Origin of the sequence: Streptomyces lincolnensis, assembly GCF_021173675.1 — a bacterium.
Lineage (GTDB): Bacteria > Actinomycetota > Actinomycetes > Streptomycetales > Streptomycetaceae > Streptomyces > Streptomyces lincolnensis_B.
The window spans coordinates 1-20,182 of sequence record NZ_JAIHON010000022.1 but is presented as its reverse complement, the minus strand read 5'-3'; the positions used below and the strand labels follow the sequence as shown (position 1 = coordinate 20,182).

11 protein-coding genes are annotated in these 20,182 nt (G+C 73.0%); 5 read left to right on the top strand and 6 right to left on the bottom strand.

The features are described 5' to 3' along the window. Positions 1-31 precede the first annotated feature (31 nt). From trmB to K4B79_RS43275, 3 genes are all read right to left on the bottom strand, one after another. Complete coding sequence (gene trmB, locus K4B79_RS43285) at positions 32-859, bottom strand: tRNA (guanosine(46)-N7)-methyltransferase TrmB (RefSeq protein ID WP_232032950.1); 828 nt, start codon at positions 857-859, stop codon at positions 32-34. A gap of 558 nt (positions 860-1,417) precedes the next feature. Further along, positions 1,418-2,638, bottom strand: coding sequence for an L-2-hydroxyglutarate oxidase (gene lhgO, locus K4B79_RS43280; protein ID WP_232033023.1), 1,221 nt, complete (start codon positions 2,636-2,638; stop codon positions 1,418-1,420). An 84-nt stretch (positions 2,639-2,722) separates the two neighbouring features. Continuing rightward, entirely contained in the window at positions 2,723-4,147 is a 1,425-nt protein-coding gene (locus tag K4B79_RS43275; RefSeq protein ID WP_067435454.1) for an MFS transporter, read from the bottom strand. A 728-nt stretch (positions 4,148-4,875) separates the two neighbouring features. On the opposite strand from K4B79_RS43275, the gene K4B79_RS43270 reads away from it, so the two are divergent. Together K4B79_RS43270 and K4B79_RS43265 are read left to right on the top strand one after the other, a co-directional pair. Then, positions 4,876-6,975, top strand: coding sequence for an asparagine synthase-related protein (locus tag K4B79_RS43270; RefSeq protein WP_232032949.1), 2,100 nt, complete (start codon positions 4,876-4,878; stop codon positions 6,973-6,975). Positions 6,976-7,689: 714 nt separating this feature from the next. Then, on the top strand, positions 7,690-10,998 hold the full coding sequence (locus K4B79_RS43265) for an AfsR/SARP family transcriptional regulator (protein WP_232032948.1): 3,309 nt from the start codon (positions 7,690-7,692) through the stop codon (positions 10,996-10,998). A gap of 34 nt (positions 10,999-11,032) precedes the next feature. Here the strand turns inward: K4B79_RS43265 and K4B79_RS43260 are convergent, their stop codons facing one another. Then, entirely contained in the window at positions 11,033-12,970 is a 1,938-nt protein-coding gene (locus tag K4B79_RS43260) for a sigma-70 family RNA polymerase sigma factor (RefSeq protein WP_232032947.1), read from the bottom strand. Between the two features lie 346 nt (positions 12,971-13,316). Continuing rightward, a complete protein-coding gene (locus K4B79_RS43255) occupies positions 13,317-14,108 on the bottom strand; it encodes a TetR/AcrR family transcriptional regulator (protein WP_232032946.1) in 792 nt (263 codons plus the stop codon). Positions 14,109-14,479: 371 nt separating this feature from the next. Here K4B79_RS43255 and K4B79_RS43250 point away from each other — a divergent pair, with 371 nt between their 5' ends. Beyond that, positions 14,480-15,859 (top strand): NAD(P)/FAD-dependent oxidoreductase, encoded by a 1,380-nt coding sequence (locus K4B79_RS43250; RefSeq protein WP_232032945.1) that lies wholly within the window; start codon positions 14,480-14,482, stop codon positions 15,857-15,859. A gap of 225 nt (positions 15,860-16,084) precedes the next feature. After that, positions 16,085-17,734 carry an ATP-binding SpoIIE family protein phosphatase gene (locus K4B79_RS43245; protein WP_232032944.1) on the top strand — a complete coding sequence of 550 codons (1,650 nt, stop codon included), beginning with the start codon at positions 16,085-16,087 and terminating at the stop codon, positions 17,732-17,734. A gap of 27 nt (positions 17,735-17,761) precedes the next feature. Here the strand turns inward: K4B79_RS43245 and K4B79_RS43240 are convergent, their stop codons facing one another. Continuing rightward, positions 17,762-19,027, bottom strand: coding sequence for an MFS transporter (locus K4B79_RS43240; RefSeq protein ID WP_232033022.1), 1,266 nt, complete (start codon positions 19,025-19,027; stop codon positions 17,762-17,764). Between the two features lie 141 nt (positions 19,028-19,168). Between K4B79_RS43240 and K4B79_RS43235 the strand changes: the two genes are divergently transcribed. Further along, positions 19,169-19,735 carry a MarR family winged helix-turn-helix transcriptional regulator gene (locus K4B79_RS43235; protein WP_232032943.1) on the top strand — a complete coding sequence of 189 codons (567 nt, stop codon included), beginning with the start codon at positions 19,169-19,171 and terminating at the stop codon, positions 19,733-19,735. Positions 19,736-20,182: the final 447 nt, after the last annotated feature.

Here is a 20,182-nt window from a genome sequence, read left to right as displayed (position 1 = left end):
GGGGCGTCGCCCGCAGGGGTGCGAGGGCCCTTCAGGCGCCGGTGGGGGGTTGGTCGCCGTGCTGTACGCGGCGGAAGAGCAGGTCGTTCACGACATGTCCCTTGTCCAGTCCCTGGCTCTCGAAACGGGTCTGCGGCCGGAACTGCGGACGCGGCGCAAAACCGCCGTCTTCCTGTGTGTTCTCGAAGGCGGGGTGTGCCGTCAGGACGTCGAGCATCTGCTCCGCGTACGGCTCCCAGTCGGTCGCGCAGTGCACGATGGCGCCGGGGGCGAGGCGGGTGGCGGCGAGGTCGAGGAACTCCGGCTGGATCAGGCGGCGCTTGTGGTGGCGCTTCTTCGGCCAGGGGTCGGGGAAGTAGACGCGGAGGCCGTTCAGGGCGTCCGGGTGGAGCATCTCGCGGAGGAGGATGATCGCGTCGCCGTTGGCCACGCGGATGTTGGTGAGGCCGTTGTGGTCGGCGAGGTTGAGGAGGTTTCCCTGGCCGGGGGTGTGGACGTCCGCGGCGAGGATGTTGGTGGTGGGGTCTTCGGCGGCCATCTGGGCCGTTGCCTCGCCCATGCCGAAGCCGATCTCCAGGTACACGGGGTTGTCGTTGCCGAACAGCTCCGTCAGGTCGATGAGCCGTTGGCCGTCGATGTCCAGGCCCCACTTCGCCCACAGCCTCTGCAGCGCGTCCGCCTGTCCGGCGGTCACCCTGCTGCGTCGCGGCTGAAAACTCCGGATCCGCCGCTCGAAATGCGACCCCGCGGGGTCGGCACGGGGGCCGTCCGGGAAGCGCGGCTCGCCCTTGGCCCGGGTGCGGCGGAGGGGGGCGCCGGGGGCGTGCGGGGTTTCGGGGGCGTTGAGAGAATCAGACACAGTGAGTCGATTTTACGGCGTGCCTGCGATGCCTGCGGCGCGCTGCGCGGGTCCGGTGGGGGCGGATGTAGCGCCTACGGTTGTGTGGTGGGTCGGGGCCGGGGCGGGGGGTCTCCGTCCTCGGTCCGGCGGAACTGTTCCGGCAAGAGGTCCTGCGTGTCGGACGCCGGCCGCTGCGGGCGGACACCCCCCGCCCCGTCCCCTCACCGCCGTGGGCGGCTGGGGCGCCCACGGCCCGGGTGCCTCATGTCGCCGGGCGACCGCAGCTTCCCTAGGGGCGCGGGGAACTGCGCGACCAGCCACGACGCACCCGCAGACGTGCTACGACCATCTGCGGCACCCACCTAAGGGGCGCGGGGAACTGCGCGACCAGCCACAACGCACCTGCAGCCGCCCCACGACCTCACGCGGCAGGTCGGATGGCGCCCCCCCCCCGCACCATTAGGCATAGGGCGACCCTGGTCCCCCTAGGGGCGCGGGGAACTGCGCGACCAGCCCCCACGCACCCGCACACGACACGCGACCTCACACCGCACCCCAAGACCCCCGCGGCCCGAACTACATCGCTCCCAGCGCGGCCAGCGCCCTGCGGGCCACTTCTCGGCCGATCGGGAGGGACGCCGTCGCCGCGGGGGAGGGGGCGTTCAGGACGTGGACGGCGCGGTCGGTTTCTTGGATGAGGAAGTCGTCGACGAGGGTGCCGTCTCGGAGGACGGCTTGGGCCCGGACGCCGGCGGAGGTGGGGAGGAGGTCGGTTTCCTGGACGGGGGGCAGGAGGCGTCGGACCGCTGTGGTGAAGGCGGCCTTGGAGGCGGATCGGCGGAGCTCGCCGGCGCCGTAGCGCCAGTGGCGGCGGGCTATGCGCCAGGAACCGGGCCAGGTGAGTGTGGAGGCGAGTTCGCGGGGCCGGAGGACGCCCCAGTCGTAGCCCTCGCGGGCCAGCGCGGGGACGGCGTTGGGGCCGATGTGGACGCTGCCGTCGATGCCGCGGGTGAGGTGGACGCCGAGGAAGGGGAAAGCGGGGTCGGGGACGGGATAGACCAGGCCTCGGACCAGCTCGGGTCGGGCGAGCTCGTAGTACTCGCCGCGGAAGGGGACGATCCGCATGCCGGGGTCGTCGCCGGTCATGCGGGCGATCTCGTCGCAGTAGAGGCCGGCGCAGTTGACGAGGACGCGTGAGCGGACGATGTCGCCTGTCCTGGTGAGGACGGCGACGCCCAGGCCGGTCCGTCGGTCGGCGCGGACGACCTCCGCGCCGTAGCGGATCTCCGCGCCGGACGCCTCGCCGAGTTGCCGGGCGACCCCGGCGAAGTCGCACACCCCGGTCGTCGCGACGTGTATGGCGGCGAGGCCTCTGACCTCCGGCTCGTAGTCGGCTATCTGGGGCGCGCCCAGCTCCCGTACCGGGATGCCGTTCTCCCGGCCGCGTTGCACGAGTGCGTGGAGGCGGGGGAGCTCGTCCCGCTCGGTGGCGACGATCAGCTTGCCGGTGACGGCGTGCGGGATGTCGTACTCCGCGCAGAACTTCACCATCTCGGCGGCGCCCTTCACGGCGAAGCGCGCCTTGAGGGAGCCCGGGCGGTAGTAGATCCCGCTGTGGATGACACCGCTGTTGCGCCCGGTCTGGTGCCGGGCGGGTCCCTGTTCCTTCTCCAGCACGGTGACCCGCGTCCCCGGTACGGCACGCGTGATCGCATACGCCGTCGAGAGACCGACGATTCCGCCACCGATCACCAGCACGTCGCAGTCGTACGCGATCCCCGGCCGCACCTGCACCACCTCCCACCCTCGATAGTGCACTGCGCCACTGACAGTCACTTCAAACGCGGGACACGGCAGTACTGCGGCGGGGGCAGGCCGCGCCTACGCCGGCGCCATCAGTAACGGCCGCGCCCTCTCCCGCAGCTCCACCACCCGCGGCTCGTCCCCGTACGGCTCCAGGCGGTGGAGGAGGTCCTTCACGTACTCGGTGGTGCGGGCCGAGGAGATGCGCCCCGCGACCTCCACCGCCCGTACGCCCTGCTCGCACGCCGCATCGAGATTGCCCGACTCCAGCTCGGCGACCGCGGAGACGACGAGCCGCAGGCCGTGCGAGCGTACGAACTCCTCCGTCGGCTTCGAGAGGGCCTGCTCCGTGAAGCGGCGCACCTGGCGCGGTGCCTTCAGGTCGCGGTAGCACTCCGCGGCGTCGGCGGCGAAGCGGTCGTAGGAGTAGAAGCCCAGCCAGGACGGGTCGGGGTCGCCCTCGCGGGAGCGTTCCAGCCAGCCCTCGGCGGCCTTGAGGGCCGCGCCGGCGGCCTGGGCGTCGCCCGCGCGCGCGTGGGCCCGGGCCTCGACCAGGCGGAAGAAGCTCATGGTGCGGGCGGTGGCCAGGCCCCGGTTGCGTTCCAGTGCGGCCTGGGCGAGGTCGACGCCCTCGTCGCCGAAGCCGCGGTAGGTCGCCTGGAGGGACATGGAGGCCAGGACGTAGCCCCCCAGGGGCACGTCCGCCGCCGCGCGGGCCAGGCGCAGGGCCTGGATGTAGTAGCGCTGGGCGGCTTCCTGCTGGCCGGTGTCGAAGGCCATCCAGCCGGCCAGGCGGGTGAGCTCGGCGCTCGCGCCGAAGAGGGCTCTGCCGACCTCGTCGGAGTAGGAGCCGAGCAGCAGCGGGGCCGCCTCCACCCTCAGGCACTCGGGCACCATCGAGGAACGCCAGTCGCCGCCGCCGTACTTGGAGTCCCAGCGCCGCGCGTCCTCGGCGGCCTCGCGCAGCTTCTGCACGTCGCTGTGGCCGACTTTGAGCGGTGCGCCGGAGGCTTCGGCGGGGCTCACCTCGCGCGCGACCGAGCTGTCGGCCGGGGTTATCAGCCATCGTGAGGCGGGCGTTGCGTATGCGCTCACTGCGAACGATCCGGCCAGCGACTGCCAGATGCCTCCGGAGCCGGCCCGGCGGCCCGCGAGGTCGAGACGGTAGAGCTCCGTCGCCGACTTCACCGCCTGTCCGACGTCCCTGGGGAAGGCGAGGCCCACCTCGGGTGCGGGATCCGCGTCCGCCAGGCCGATCTCGTGGAGCGGCACCGGGCGGCCGAGCTTCTGCCCTATGGCGGCGGCGATGAGGTGCGGCGCGGCGCCCTGCGGCACCATGCCCTTGGAGACCCAGCGCGCCACCGAGGTCTTGTCGTAGCGAAGAGTCAACCCGCGTTGAGCGCCAAGATCGTTGACGCGTCGCGCGAGTCCTGCGTTGCTGATTCCCGCGAGGGCGAGAACGGCGCCGAGTTTTTCGTTCGGCCCGCGTTGCTCCCTGGACATTGCGCCACCCCTCGACACAGACGGCTGCCGCGCTGGCATAACCACGCGGCATTCGTAAACCCAGCGTAGTTCGCCGCATCCCAAGCGTTAAGAGGCATTGTTCCGGATGGCGGGATTGTGGTCCGTACTGAAGTACGGGTCCGATACGCGCAGTTGCGTCGTGCTCCCGCTGTGTGGCCGTGCGCCTGTGCGTGCGCTCTTCTCCGGCCATCGCGGGAGCGGTTCCATGGGCCGTGCGTGGGTCGGCCCGCTGTACTGGATCCAGTGGGCTGGGGGACACCGCCGCCTCATATCCCCGCGGGCGGCGGACGGGCCCGGGGGGCGTAGCGCGTCCCCCGGGCTGCGCGACGTCCGGGTGGTGGGCGGAGCATGTACGGAGCGTGCGCAACGCCGCACCCTTGACGCCGATTTGGCCGAAAATCGACCCCACCCCTCACAGGTGATCAGCCCTCCTACCACGGTACTTGAGGGCGCGCGGGGCGTTTTTGGGGAGCGTTTCGGGGGCGCATTCGCGTCGCAGTCGTCCGGCCGACGGATCGTCAACTCCCGTACCCACGACGCCCGCACCGCCCTTGCGGCGATTTCCGGAGGCCCTGTGGGAGTATCCGCCGGGGCGCGTTCCGGGGAGCACAAGCGGCTCCGCCGCCCCTCCGGTGCACCGTCCTTCATGGCAGCATGGTGCCGAGTTCGTACGGTGCACTGGTTGTCCACAGCCTGTGGAGGCGGCGATGCGGTGGTTGGTGGGATGGAGCAGCACCGCCGCGGGGGCCCCCGAGTTCGGCTCCGCGGGGGCGGTGGGACACGACGGCGAGACCCTGCACCCGGTGGGCTCCCATCTTCTGTGGGGCGACCCCGATCCGCTGTGGGCGGTCGGCGACTGGCGCCCGGACGAGGTGCGGGTGGTGAAGGCCGACGCCCAGACCCGGATCGCCGTCCTCGGCATCTGCGGGGCGACGGACGAGCAACTGCGGGTCGGGCTGTTCGCCGCGCGCGGCGGAGCCCTGCGGCACCTGACCGCCTGGCCGGGCAGCTACACGGCCGTCGTCCAGGTCGGCCGCCGCATCACCGTCTGCGGCGATCTGGCGGGCGCGCGGCCCGTGTTCTACACCCCCTGGAGCGGCGGCACCGCGTACGCGACGGCCGCCCTGCCCCTCGCCGACCTCATCGAGGCCAACCTCGACTACGGCCATCTCGCCGCACTCCTCGCCGCCCCCGACGTGCCGGCCGCGGTGTACGACTCCACGCCTTACGACGGCGTACGGCGCATTCCGCCGGGGCACGCGCTGATCCTGCGCGCCGGGGCGCGGGAGATCGCCGGCTATGAGCAGGTCGCCTCCCTCGCGGTGGCGGCGCCCTCGGCCGACCCCGACAGTGCGGTGGACGCCGTACGCGACGCCCTGGTGGAAGCGGTGCGGGCCCGGCTGTCGGCGCCCCGGCACGTCCCCGGCGCCGACATAGACCCGGGTCCCGTCCCGGGCATGGGGCCCGCCGAACGCCGTGCCGCGCGCGGGATGCCGGTCCCGGGCATCGGCGCCGACCTGTCGGGCGGCCCGGCCTCGGGCACCCTCGCGCTGCTCGCCGCCGGCCTGCCGGGCATGCCGGGCACCGTCCTGGGCCACGGCACGGGCGCGGGGGAGCGGCTGCTGGCCGTCACCTTCAACGACCTCGCCGTCGGCGGCCGCGAGGCCGAGCTGCAGCGGGCGGGCACCCTCGCGGCCAACCCGCGACTGCACCACGTCGTGGTCACCGGTGGCGAGGAAACGCTTCCGTACTCCGAACTGGACGGCCCGCTCACCGACGAACCCGCCCCGAGCCTGGTCACGGCCGCCCGCCACCGCGCGCGCCTCGCGGCCGGCAGCGCGGACCACTTCACCGGCTACGGCGCCCGCCAGGTGCTCGACGCCCACCCGGCCCGCCTCGCCGACCTGCTGATGGACCGCAAACGCCGCCACCTGGTCCGCCCGGTCGCCGCCCTCACCAAGGCGGACGGCTCGGTCCTCGTCCCCGCGCGCGTGTACGGCGCGGCGCGGCGCCTGGCCCGTACGCCGTACCGCACCGGCCTGGAAGTCCTCGCCGACCGCCTCATGCAGCGCCGCTTCGACGATCCCGGAGGTGCTGTGGGGGCGTCTCTCGCCGCGCTCACCTGGGGCAGACCGGGTCCCGCGGCACGCTGGCTCACCGGCGAGGCCCTTGCTGAAGTATCGGTTCGCCTCCAGGGTGCGACCCACCGCTCCGGGGTCGGTCCCGGCCAGCGTCCCGGCGACTTCCGCGCGCGTGCGGCCCTCACCCGCAGCGCGGCGGATCTGCGCGTCCTGGACCAGGCCGCCGAGATCCGCTTCCAGCGCCTGCACGCGCCGTTCCTCGACAACCAGGTCGTCCGCGCCTGCCGCACCCTCCCGGAGGCCCTCAGGGTCCAGCCCGGGGCCCGCGCGGCCATCCTCCGTACGGTCCTGGAGGGCGCCGGCGTCGCCGACCTCCCGCCCGGCTGGGGCGCCCCCTCCCACGCCTCCTCGGCCGCCGCCGCCCGCACGGGCCTCCGCGTCGCCGCCGACCCCCTGATGGCCCTCTTCGCCAACCCCCTGCTCGCCCAGGCCGGCCTCGTGGAGGCCCGCGTCGTCCGCAAGGCCCTCCGCGCCGCCGCCGAGGGCGAACCCCTCCCCCTCGACGGCCTCGCCGACCTCGTCTCCCTCGAACTCTGGCTCCAACGCCTCCTCGCCCGCCGCGGCACCTGCTGGACCGGCACCCCGGCTCGCGCCCGCGCGGTCCCCGCGGGGATCACTCCGCAACGGGGGGCACTGGGGGCGGGGGCGGCGGCGCGGCGGGCGTAGGCGGTCCTCCGCTCGCTTGTAGGGGGCGGTGCTGTGTCGGCGTCGGTCGGGGGCTTTGCGGCTTGTTCGGTGTGGGGGCGGGGGCTTGCCGCCCCGGTCCTCCGCCCATCCGTGTCGGGCAGCGCTGTGTCAGTGCCGGCGGGGGTCTTTCCGGCGTGTTCGGTGTGTGGGGGCGGGGGTTGGTGTCCCGGTCCTCCGCTCGCTTGTAGGGGGTGGCGCTGTGTCGGTGGCGGTCGGAGTCTTTCCGGCGTGTTCGGTGTGTGAGGGGGGCCTTGTTGTCCCGGTCCTCCGCCCGCCCGCAGGGGGCGGCGCCGTATGAGTGTCGGCGGGGGTCTTTCCGGCGTGTTCGGCGTGTGGAGGCGGGGCTTGCCGCCCCGGTCCTCCGCCCGTCCGTGTCGGGCAGCGCTGTGTCAGTGCCGGCCCGGGTCTTCCAGCTTGTTCGGTGTGTGAGGGGGGCCTTGTTGTCCCGATCCCCCGCCCACCCGCAGGGGCCGGCACTGACACAGCGCCGGCCCAGGTACTTCCAGCCCGTCCGGCGTTTGAGGACGAGGCCCCTTCAGGGCCGATGGGGGTCTGGGGGCGGAGCCCCCAGTGGGCGCCCGGTGGAACCCCTGGCATGCAGCCCGGTGGAACCCCTCGCTCCCCGACCGTCGCCGACACGGCCGCCCCCACAAACACCGTGCCCCGCACAGCCACCCCGGCGACAATGACCCGGTGCGGTACAGAATTCTGGGCATCACCCAGGCGGAGGACGTCCACGGCACCGCCATACCCCTCGGCGGCCCCCGCCTCCGCGCGCTGCTCACCGCGCTCGCCCTGCGCCCCGGCCGCGTCACCACCCCCGGCACCCTGATCGACGAGGTCTGGGCGGACACCCCGCCCCAGGACGCCCCGGCCGCCCTCCAGGCACTGGTCGGCCGCCTCCGCCGTACCGTCGGCAGGGACGCGGTCGTCTCCGCCCCCGGCGGCTACCGGCTCGCGGCGACCGCGGACGACGTCGACCTGTACGTCTTCGAGCGGCTGGTCCGGCACGGCACCGCCGCCCTGGCCCGCGGCGACGCCCAGGCCGCCGCACGCGACCTCGCCGACGCCCTCGCCCTGTGGCGCGGCCCCGCCCTCGCCGACCTGCCCGACCGCACCGCCGCGACCGGCCCGGAGGCGCGGCGCCTGGAGGCGACCCGGGCCCGGGCCGAGGCCGACCTCCTCCTCGGGCGCGCCCACGACGCCGTACCGGAACTGAAAGCCCTGACCGCGGCCCATCCGTACGACGAAGCGCTGCACCTCCTGCTCATCCGGGCCCTGCGCGACACCGGCCGGCCCGCCGACGCCCTCGCCGCCTACGAGACCGCCCGCCGCGCCCTCGCCGACGGCCTCGGCACCGACCCGGGACCCGCACTCCGGGCCCTGCACACCGAACTCCTCGAACCGACGCCGACACCAACGCCGACGCCGACACCAACGCCGACGCGGGCATCGACACCCACCCCCGACCGCGTACGCCCCGAACCCCCCACCCCCACCGGCAACCTCCGCCCCCGTCTGACGACTTTCGTCGGCCGGGAACCCGAACTCGACGCCATCCGTTCCGAATTGCACAGGGCCCGCCTCGTCACCCTCACCGGACCGGGCGGCTCGGGAAAGACCCGCCTCGCCGAGGAAGCCGCCGCCGGGCTCCCGCAGGCCTGGCTGGTCGAGCTCGCCCCGCTCGACCGGCCGGAGGCGGTGCCAGGCGCGGTGGTCAGCGCGCTCGGTCTGCGCGAGACCGTGCTCATGACCACCGAGCTGACGGCCCCGCAGGACGACCCGCTCGCCCTGCTCGTCGAGTACTGCGCCCCGCGCAGCCAGCTCCTGATCCTTGACAACTGCGAACATGTCATCGAAGCGGCGGCCCACCTCGCCGAGACGCTCCTCACCCGCTGCCCGGGGCTCCGGATCCTCGCCACCAGCCGCGAACCCCTGGGCGTCCCCGGCGAGTCGGTGCGCCCGGTCGAGCCCCTCCTCCCCGACCAGGCCCACCGCCTCTTCGCCGAGCGCGCCGCCGCCGTCCGTCCCGACGCGGACACCGTGCTCGGCGACAAGCAGGCCGTCGCCGAGATCTGCCGGCGTCTGGACGGCCTGCCGCTCGCCATCGAACTGGCGGCGGCCCGGCTGCGACTGCTCACGCCCCGGCAGATCGCCGACCGCCTGGACGACCGCTTCCGCCTGCTGACCACCGGAAGCCGTACGGTCCTGCCCCGCCAGCAGACCCTGCGTGCCGTCGTCGACTGGTCCTGGGAGCTGCTGGACGAGCGGGAGCGCACGGTGCTGCGCGAGGTCTCCGTGTTCGCGGGCGGCTGGGACCTCGCCGCCGCCGAGGCCGTGTGCACCGGGCCCGTCGCGGACGTCCTCGGGGCGCTCGTGGACAAGTCCCTGATCGTGGCCGCCCCCCGCGCGCGGGACGACGGCGACGGCATGCGGTACCGCATGCTGGAGACCATCCACGAGTACGCCGTCGAGCGCGCCGCGGAACACCCCGGACCGCGCGCCGCGACCGAGGACCGGCACCGCGCGTGGGTGCGCGCTCTCGTGGAGGAGGCGGATCCGCAGCTGCGTTCCGCGGGACAACTGCGGTGGATCTCCCGCCTGGAGACCGAGGTGGACAACATCCGTGCGGCCCTGCGGCGCGCGATCACCGCAGGGGACGAGACCGGGGCCGGGGCCCTCGTGATCGCGATGGGCTGGTACTGGTGGCTGCGCAACTACCAGCACGAAGGCGCGCAGTGGGCCGACCAGGTGCTGCGCCTCGGCGCCGCCCGGGACGCCGCCGCCGGCCTCCTCCCCGGTACCGCCGCCCTCGACCCGGTCGACGCCTTCCTCGCCGCCCCGGACGGCGAGCGGCACCATCCCTCGCACTCCCTGCGCATGAACCTCCGGATGCTCCACCTCTTCCTCAAGACCGAGGTCGAGCCGGTGGAAGGGACACTGGACGACCGGCAGCGCGCGTACGTCGAACTGACCCGCGACCACTTCGCGCGGGGCGGCCCGCACGCGGCCCGGATGCCGGGTCTCGCCTGGCCGTTCACCACGTACATGCTGGACAGACCGGCCGAAGCCCGCCCCCTCATGGCCGCCGCCATCGCCAACTGCCGTGTCCACGGCGACGACTGGGCCGTCGCCGTGTCCCTGATGTTCCGGACCCACATGGTGGTCGACTCCGCGGGCGGCCTGGCCGGCGTGGACGAGGACCTCGGGGAGCTGCGGGTGCTCAGCCGGAGGTCGGGCGACCGCTGGCTGCGGGCCCAGGTCTCCAGCGCGGCCGCCGAGGCCGCCTTGGCCCGCGGTCGTCTGGCGGAGGCGAAGGAGGCGTACGAGGAGGCCTTGCGGCTCGCCCGCGAGGTGGGCGCCAACGGCGAGACGCCGTTCCTCCTCGCCCGGCTCGCCGAGATCGCCTACCGGGAGGGCGACCGCCCGGCCGCGCTGATCGCCCTGGACAAGGCGAGCGCGGCCGGCGAGCGCTACCGCGTCGCGCACACCGGGGCGTTCGTCCGGCTGCTGCGGGCCCAGATCGCGCTGGACGAGAAGAACATCGCCGACGCGCGCGAGCTGCTGGCGACGGTCCGCGCGGAGATCGCACAGAACGTGCCGCCACCCCAGTTCACGGTCATGCTGAACGCCGTCGAGGCCATGGTGACCGTCGCCGACTCGGGGCCGGAGCACGGGCTGCCGATGATGGCCGACACGGTCCGCGACGCCCTCCACAAGCGCTGCTCGGACACGGTCGTGGCCGCGCTCGTGGACGGTGCCGCCGCCCTGCTCTGCGACCTGGGCGACCACCCGCGCGCGGTCCGGCTGCTCGCCGCCGCCGAGCACTGGCGTGCCGGCGACGCGCGCCTGATGCCGGACGGCGAGCAGGCCGAGCGCGCCGAGACCGCCGCCCGCGCCCGCCTGGGCCCCGCCCGCTACGGCGCGGAGTACGCCAGGGGTGAGGCCCTCACCCCGCAGGACGCCCTCACCGAACTCGACGAGGCCGTGGGCGCCCTCTGAAGCGGCGCGGCCCGCCGGGAACAGACGAACCCCGCTAGGAACAGGCGAACTTCGACTCCGCCCAGTCCGCGAGCGCCAGCTTGTCGAAGGGGCTGTGCGGCTCCACCACCAGCCGTACGGTCTCCCGCCCGGCGAGGTTCACCCGCACCGGCACGGCCGCGTCCCCGCCCTCGACCAGGCCGGACCGCCACAGCAGGACCCCGTCGGCGTAGACCGAGAAGTAGACCTTGCCCAGACCGAGCATCGAGTCGTCGACGCCGACCTTCGCGTCGTAGGCCGTGCACGCGCGGTTGAGGTCGATCGTGACGGAGGAGTGTCCGTGCACGGTCACGCCGTGGGTGTACTGCTTCCCGCCGATCGGCACGCCGTACCGCTGCCACACCCAGCTGCTCTCGCCGATCCGCATCTCGGGCTCGGAGCCGTCGCCGGTGATGTCGTACGACAGCTGGCTCCACTGGTAGACGGCCGGCACGGGCGGGGGAGGCGGTGCCGGCGTGGGGGTCGGTGTGGGGGTGGGCGTCGGCTCGGGAGTCGGTGTCGGGGTGGGGGTCGGGGGCGGAGGAGTGGGGGTCGGCGTCGGTGTGGGGGTGGGGGTCGGTGTGGGCGTGGGGGCGATCACCGGCGGTTTCGGCGCGGGCTGCTTCTTCGGGGGTGCGGGGGTGTTCTCGGCGGGCTCGACCACGGGCGCGGACGCGGGCGGTTTGGCGTCCGGCTTCTTGGGCGGGTTGTCGTTGTTCATCAGCGCGAGCGCCACGGCGGCGGTCGCGACCGCCACCACACCGGCCGCGATACCGGCCTTCACCGGCGCGCCCAGGCCCTCGGAGGCCGCCGCGCCTCCGGCACCCGCCCCGCCGGACGAGCCGCCGCTCGCCGCGGCGGCCGCCCCGGCGGCACCGGCCGCGCCCGCTCCGGCGCCCCCGGCGATGAGCCCGACCGCCTTGGCGTATCCGGCGGCACCGAACCAGCCGATGACGGCGATCGGCACGACGGTGGGGATACCGCTGGCGACTTCCTTGATCTGGCCCGCGGCCAGCCGGCACTTGGCGCACTCCTCCAGGTGCTTGCGCAGTCCCCGTTCGGCCCGGGTGCGCAGGCCGCCGCGGGCGTAGGCGCCGAGCCGGTCGGCGTGGCGGGCGCACTCCTCGTCGCCGGCGAGGGTGGCGCTGACGTGGGCCTGGAGGTAGGCCTGCTTGAGGCCCTCGCGGGCACGGCTGGCGAGCACGCGGGTGCCGTTGGCGTCCAGCCCGAAGAGCGTGGCGACCTCGCTGGGTGACTCGTCCTCGACCTCGGTGTGCCACAGCACGGCCTGCCAGCGCTCGGGCAGCGACCGGAAGGCCTGCATGGCCATCGACTGCTCGGCCTCGTGCATCGCCCGCACATCGGCGCCCAGGTCCAGGGTGTCGTCGTCGGACACCTCCGAGACCCGCGCGGCCTGCGAGGCGAACACCGCGAAGTCGTCGACCAGCTGCTCCCGTTTCGCGGACTTCGTCCAGCTCGCGGCGACCCGTCGGACGGAGGTCAGCAGATACGCGCGTACGGCGTGCTCGGGGCCGGAGCCGCCGCGCACCGCCTGGAGCATGCGGGCGAAGACCTCCGCGGTGAGGTCGTCCGCGGTGTGCCCGTCGCGGCAGCAGGTGCGGGCGTACCGGCGCACCGCGTCGGCGTGGCGCCGGTAGAGCTCCTCGTAGGCGGAGTCGTCGCCGGCGCGCATCCGCTCGATCAGGTCGGCGTCGGGCGGTGGCAGCTCCCTCGGCGGCGGCAGCACACCGCTGTCCTCGCGCCGGTCGCGCTGGGACGGCACGCTGCCCTCGACGGGCTCGACCGGTTCGACGGGTTGTGCCGGGATGGCGACGGCCTCCAGCGGCTCGCCCTGCGGGGCACCGGACCGTCCCCCCTGATTCGGCACCTGTGGCGTGCCGCCGGCCTCCGCGTCACCGTCTCCGAGTGACCCGCCCCGCCCGTCAAAACTCATCGCGGAAAGCCCCCGCCGCCGGCCCAACCAGTCCAGAACACCGGGTCAGAGTGCCATATTGGCTTTTGGTCAGGACCGGTCGGTGCGGAGCATCCACTCGTCCGTGGGGTTGTCCCGCAGGGCAGTACTAACCATCACCCGTACGGGGAAGGCTCAACGGGCATTGCCTGGCCAGGAGTTGGATGCCACGCCCGAAAGGTCCGGAATGCTCCGGGGTGCGGGCGCCACGGGACCGGGGTGCGGGCGCCGCAGCACCCACACCCCGCAGTCACCCGTTAGAGGCACCGGCCAGACACCGCTGAGGCACCGCTCAGACCCCGCTCAGGCATCGTTCACGCACCGGACGTCACACCGGCCGCGACCGCAGCCCCTCCAGCAGGATGTCCAGCAGCCGTGCCGAGGCCGCCGCCTGCTGTGCTGCGTCCGGCAGCGAGGGCGCCGCCGTGGCGATCACCAGCAGGACGTCCGCCACCGACACATCGGCCCGCAGCTCGCCCGCCGTACGCGCCCGCTCCACGAGCTGGCCCACGACCTCCAGCAGCGCCGCAGCCCCCGAGTCGTCGTCCGCGGAGACCGCCGGGGCCTCCTCCGCCACCAGCCGCAGCTCGCCGGAGCCCGGCTGCATCCGCTGCTGGGGCACCCGCGCGCCGTCGTACCCGGTGGTCTCGTCCGCCACCCCGACCCGCAGCACCTGCGGCGGCAGCAGCCGCCCGGCGCCCGAGGCCACCGAGGTCCGCAGGAAGCGCGACAGCGCCGACCACGGCTCGTCCTCCTGACCGAGCGCCGCACGTGCCTGGTCGGTCAGCCGGGAGGTCTCCTCCTCGGCTATCCGGCGCACCAGGACGTCCTTGCTCGGGAAGCGCCGGTACACCGTGCCGACGCCGACCCGCGCGCGCCGCGCCACGTCCTCCATCGGCGCGCCGTACCCCAGCTCGCCGAAGACCTCGCGCGCCGCACGCAGTACGTGCTCCAGATTGCGCTGTGCGTCCACGCGCAGCGGCGTGGTGCGCGAACCGTCGCGCCCGTTGCCCGCCGCCCCGCTCACCGCTGAACCCATCGAACCCATGGAGCCGCCCAACGGCCCACCACCGGGTGCGATGGTGGACGCGGACGACCAATGAGAGTCCTGAACATGCATAAGTGATCCCCCGGTAATGACGTCTCCCCCCGGAGACTCTCCCCGCCATCGAAAGCCGGAGCGAACGGAAGCCGCTTGCCGGACCCGCCCGTCGCGGATCCGAAGGCGCATCCCCCTACACCCCGTCGACACACGAACATAGTTGAGCGGGGGTCAATTCAGAAGGGGCACGTTCCGCACGGAGCGTTCCCCGATCGGAGTACGCGAGGCATACGTCCTGAATGCGCCCCCTCCCATCGCCCGGCGCACACCATCTGACCTGCGAGGCTTCCGCGCCCTTCGAGTATTCGGCCAACTCGGCGCGCCGACGGCACGCGGTCACACAATTTGTCGGGGCTGTGGACAAACGCAAGCGCCGGGTGCGTCATGGGATGGTGAAGGAACGTGCGCGCATTCTCGTTGTCGGCGGCGGCTACGTCGGGATGTACACGGCCCTGCGTCTCCAGCGGAAGCTGAAGAAGGAACTGGGCCGGGGCGAAGCCGAGATCACGATCGTCAGTCCCGACCCGTACATGACCTATCAGCCGTTCCTTCCCGAGGCGGCCGCCGGTTCCATCTCGCCGCGTCATGTGGTCGTACCGCTGCGCCGCGTCCTGGACCGCTGCCGGGTGGTCATCGGCGAGGCCACCGCCATCGACCACGCCAAGCGCACCGCCTCCCTCACCACGCTCGCCACCGAGGAGGAGGGCACCGGCTCCGAGCAGCTGGTCTACGACGAGCTGGTCCTCGCCCCGGGCTCGGTCTCGCGCACGCTGCCCGTCCCCGGTCTCGCCGAGCACGGCATCGGCTTCAAGACCGTCGAGGAGGCCATCGGCCTGCGCAACCACGTCATCGAACAGATGGACATCGCCTCCTCCACCCGCGACCCGGCCGTCCGCGACGCCGCCCTGACCTTCGTCTTCGTCGGCGGCGGCTACGCCGGAGTGGAGGCGCTCGCCGAGCTGGAGGACATGGCCCGCTACACCGCGCGCTACTACCACAACATCCGCCCCGAGGACATGAAGTGGATCCTCGTCGAGGCCTCGGACCGCATCCTCCCCGAGGTGGGCGAGGAGATGGGCCGCTACACGGTCACCCAGCTGCGCCGCCGCAACATCGACGTACGACTGAACACCCGCCTGGAATCCTGCGCGGACCGCGTCGCCGTCCTCAGCGACGGCGCCCGCTTCCCGACCCGTACGGTCGTCTGGACGGCCGGCGTCAAACCGCACCCGGTCCTCGCCGCCACCGACCTGCCGCTGACCGAGCGCGGCCGTCTGAGGTGCACGGCCGAGCTCGGCGTGGACGGCGCCCCGCACGCGTGGGCCGCGGGAGACGCCGCCGCCGTCCCCGACGTCACCGCCGGGGAACCCGGCAAGGAGTGCGCCCCGAACGCCCAGCACGCCGTCCGCCAGGCCAAGGTCCTCGGCGACAACATCGCGCACACCCTGCGCGGCGAGCCCCTCCAGACGTACTCCCACGCCTACGTCGGCTCGGTGGCCTCCCTCGGACTCCACAAGGGCGTCGCCCACGTCTACGGCCGCAGGCTGAAGGGCTACCCTGCCTGGTTCATGCACCGCGTCTACCACCTCAGCAGGGTGCCCACCTTCAACCGCAAGGCCCGCGTCCTAGCCGAATGGACGCTGTCCGGGCTCTTCAAACGGGAGATCGTCTCCCTCGGATCACTCGAACATCCCCGAGCGGAGTTCGAACTCGCGGCCGGTGGAAAGCCTCCTCACAACCCGACGAACGACCCGAAGGGGTCGTCCTGACCGGACCGAGGAACTCCGGCCGCCAGGTAGGCGTCTGACGGATGTCGACCCGGCAGGCCGCCCTGCCAGACTGGTCCCCACTTGGACCGACCTTGGACGGACCGACCCCGCCCTTCGAACCCACGAGGCTCTCCCCACCGTGCTGCAACCCCGGGGCCACCGGATCCCCCAGCGGGTCCGGAGCCGGCGGAACACGCCGCAGACGACGACACGAGGCAAGGATTCGTGAACTTCACGCGCTGGAGCGCCCGGCTCCCCGGAACGCAGCGCCGCGCCGCAGCGCGGACCGACCACCAGGTCACCACCGACCGGCGTGAGGACGGCACGGGTTCCGTCCCGGCGGCCCGCGCCGAACAGCTCACCGACGGCACCCCGCCCACCGTGCCCGCCGTCGACGAGCTCCCGGTGCGTGAGGTCCTCGACCGCGTCCCGGCCCTCGTCGCCCTCGTCCACGGCACCGACCACCGCCTCGCCTACGTCAACGACGCCTACGTGACGGCCTTCGGCGTACGCTCCACCGGCGTCCCCGCGCGCGAGTCCCTCCCCGAGTTCGAGGAACTCGGCCTCTTCCCCCTCCTCGACCAGGTCCTGCGCAGCGGCAAGCCCCGCACGGTCAAGTCCCGCAAGGCCCCCGACGGCCGCTCCTACACCTTCACGTGCACCCCGGTGGCCGAGGGCGGCGGCGGAGTCCTGATCTTCGCCACGGACGTCACCGACCACGCCGAGGCCGCCGAGCGCCTCAGAGCCAGCGAACGCCGCCAGCGCGAAACGGCCGTCACCCTCCAGCGCTCCCTGCTCCCGCAGGAGCTCGAGGAACCGGACGACCTCCGCGTCGCGGCGACCTACCACCCCGGCGGCACCGAGGCCGCGGTCGGCGGCGACTGGTACGACGTCATCACCCTCGGCGGCGGCCGCACCGCCCTGGTCATCGGCGACGTGATGGGCCGCGGCGTCCGCGCGGCAGCCGTCATGGGTCAACTCCGTACGGCGGTCAGGGCCTACGCCCGCCTCGACCTCCCTCCGCACGAGGTCCTCCAACTCCTCGACGGTCTGGCCACGGAGATCGACGCCAACCAGATCGCCACCTGCGTCTACGCCATCCACGACCCGAACGAGGGCCGGCTGATCTACTCCTCGGCCGGCCACCTGCCCATCCTCGTCCGCGACGAGAGCGGCGCGGTCCAGCGCGCCGACGAACCCACCGGCCCGCCCCTCGGCACCGGCGGCTGGATGCACGCCTCGGGCTCCATCCCGCTCACCCCCGGCTCCACGGCGGTCCTGTACACCGACGGCCTGGTGGAACGCCGGAACGAGGACCTCGACGAGGGCATCGCCTCCCTGGAGCGCGCCCTCTCCGGCGCGACCGGCACCCCCCAGGTGGTCTGCGACCGCCTGGTCCGCGCGGCCGGCGTGACGGCGGAGCACGACGACGACGTGGCGGTCCTGGTCCTCCAGCACCCGGCCCGTACCGGCCCCGACAGCGACCTCTTCCGCAACGCCGCCCTGGAGCTCCTCGGCGGCGTGGAAGCGGCCCCACGCGCGCGTGCGTTCGCCTCCGGCGTGCTGACCAGCTGGCGGTTCCCGGCGGAGCTGCACGACCTGGGGGTCCTGGCGGTGAGCGAGCTGGTCGCCAACTCGCTCCAGCACGGCACCCCGCCTATGCGCCTGCGCCTCCGCCGCACCGACCGCCGCCTGATCGTCGAGGTCACGGACGGCGACGACCACCTGCCCCGGCGCCGCCGCGCGGAACCGGGGGACGAGTCGGGCCGTGGCATCGCCATCGTCGCGACGATCGCCTCGAACTGGGGCTCCCGCAGGACGCCCGGCGGCGGAAAGGCGGTGTGGTGCGAGTTCGCGCTGCCCAAGGCCCCCTGAGACAAGGCCCCGTGAGCGGGGCTCCCGTCAGGCGCTGACCGACTCCTGCTGCGCTCCGCCCTGGGCCACCACCCGGCTCTTCCGCAGCGCCGGCTGGTCCTGCACGGCGGTGAGGTGCCGGCCCAGACGAACGGCCAGGACCGTGATCCCCAGCGAGAACAGCAGGAACGTCACGATGTACGGCGCGTGCAGTGACGCCCCCATGGGACCGCCCACCGCCGGGCCGACCGCCAGGGCCAGCTGCTTCACCAGGGCGAAGGCCGAGTTGTACTGACCGGCCATGCCCTCCGGCGCCAGATCGGCGACCAGCGGCGCGACGGTCGGGGACAGCATCGCCTCACCCAGCCCGAAGAGCGCGTACGTCGACACGAACGCCGCCGTCGCCATCTCCTGGCTGCCGTGCCCGAGCCCCGCGTACCCCGCCGTGAGCCAGGCCACGGCCCAGATCAGGCCGACGGCCGCGATCACCCGGGACCGCCTGCGCCGCTCCACGAACCGCAGTACGGCGAACTGCGCGACCACGATCATCGCGGTGTTGGCGGCCAGCGCCGTCCCCAGCGCGGACGTGGAGATCCCGGCGGCCTCCACCCCGTACGCGCTCAGCCCCGACTCGAACTGGCCGTAGCAGGCGAAGAACAGCACGAACCCCAGGACGGACAGCTGGACCATGGCCCGGTTGCCCAGCAACTGCTTCCAGCTGCCCTTGGCGGACCGGGGCGCGCCCTCGACGCGGGGCGAGCGCGGCATCCGCACCGTCGTCATCACCACGACCAGCAGCAGGAACATTGCCGCCTCGATCGCGAACAGCAGAGTGAAGGACGCGGCGCTCGACGTGTCGACGAGATGCCCGCCGATGAGGCCACCGACCCCGAGGCCGAGATTCTGGAGGAAGAACTGCATGGCGAAGGCCCGCGAGCGCGTGTCCGCGGTCGAGCAGTCCACGATCATCGTTGCCAGCGCCGGCTGCATCACCGCCTGCCCGGCCCCCAGAGCGGCCGCCGACAGCAGGACGGTGGCCGCCGTGCTCGCGAGCCCCAGGCTCAGCGCGCCGATCGCGGCCGTGACCAGGGCGGTGAGCAGCACCGGCAGCGGACCGCGCCGGACGATGGCCCGTCCGGCGAACGGCAGCACGACCAGCGCCGCCACGGCGAAGACGGCGAGGACGAGCCCCGCCGTCACGGCCCCCAGCCCTCGCACCTGCGTCACGTAGACGTACAGGTAGGGGACGGTGAAACCGAGCCCGAACGCGCTGAGTGCGTTACCCACGTGGATCCGGCGCATCGCTGCGCCCATCGCCCTGGTCACGTTCACCTCTCTCAGGTAGTTGGAGTCCCTCAGTACTTAGAACCGAAGACTTCAAAGATAAAGTTCGAAGTTAAACGGTACACCTAGAAGAACTTCAACGCCAAGCGGCCCCATGCGATACTTCCGCCCATGGGTGACACCCCCGGCAACACAGGCATGGGCAGCGGCGGCGAGCCGACCCTCGAAGAGCAGATCGCCGCCTACCAGCGCGAGTTCCAGGACCTCGACCCCCAGGTCGAGAAGATCGTCTCGGCCCTGTCCCGCCTGAACCGCCGTATGAACGTCGCCTACGGCCGCCAGACCTCCGCCCTCGGCATCAGCAACGCCGAGTGGGAGGTGCTCAAGGCCCTCGTCCTCTCCGGCGCTCCGTATCGCCTGGGCCCCAGCGACCTGGCCAAGCGGCTCGGTCTGACGCCGGCCGCGATGACCCACCGCATCGACCGCATGGTCACCGAGGGACTGGTCACCCGGGAGCGCGACGAGTCCAACCGCGTCCGCGTGATCGTCGAGCTGACCGGCGAGGGCCGCGAGAAGTGGCTGGAGGCGATGCGCCTCGCGTCGGTCTTCGAGGAGGACCTGCTCCAGGACCTCTCCCCGGACGAGCGCACGGCCCTCGGTGAGGTCCTCACCCGCCTCCTGCGTAGGGTGGAGGACGCGCAGCCGGACGCCGGCGGCCGCCTCAGCGACCTGGACTGAGGCCGCAGGAAAAGATCTTGACAGGCGGTGCTTGACAGCCACCTGCCCGATCCGTAGAGTTCTTCGGGTTGCCACGGAGCCGTAACGGTTCTGCGGCAGCACCTCCGCCGCGATAGCGGCACCTCACACCACAAGCATGATCTCCCAACAGGGTTGAATTCGGCGTGCCCGAATTCAATTCGATTTGGGGTCGGCCCCTCGATTTGAGCCCGGCCGACAGAGTCCGCTAAGGTTTGAGACGTCGGAACGGCCCAACAGCCGGGAAGGCAGCCCCCTTCTGACGGGGAGTCAGGCCCGAAAGGATCTGATAGAGTCGGAACCGCCGGAAAGGGAAACGCGGAAGCGGGAACCTGGAAAGCACCGAGGAAATCGGAACCGGAAACGGTCTGATAGAGTCGGAAACGCAAGACCGAAGGGAAGCGCCCGGAGGAAAGCCCGAGAGGGTGA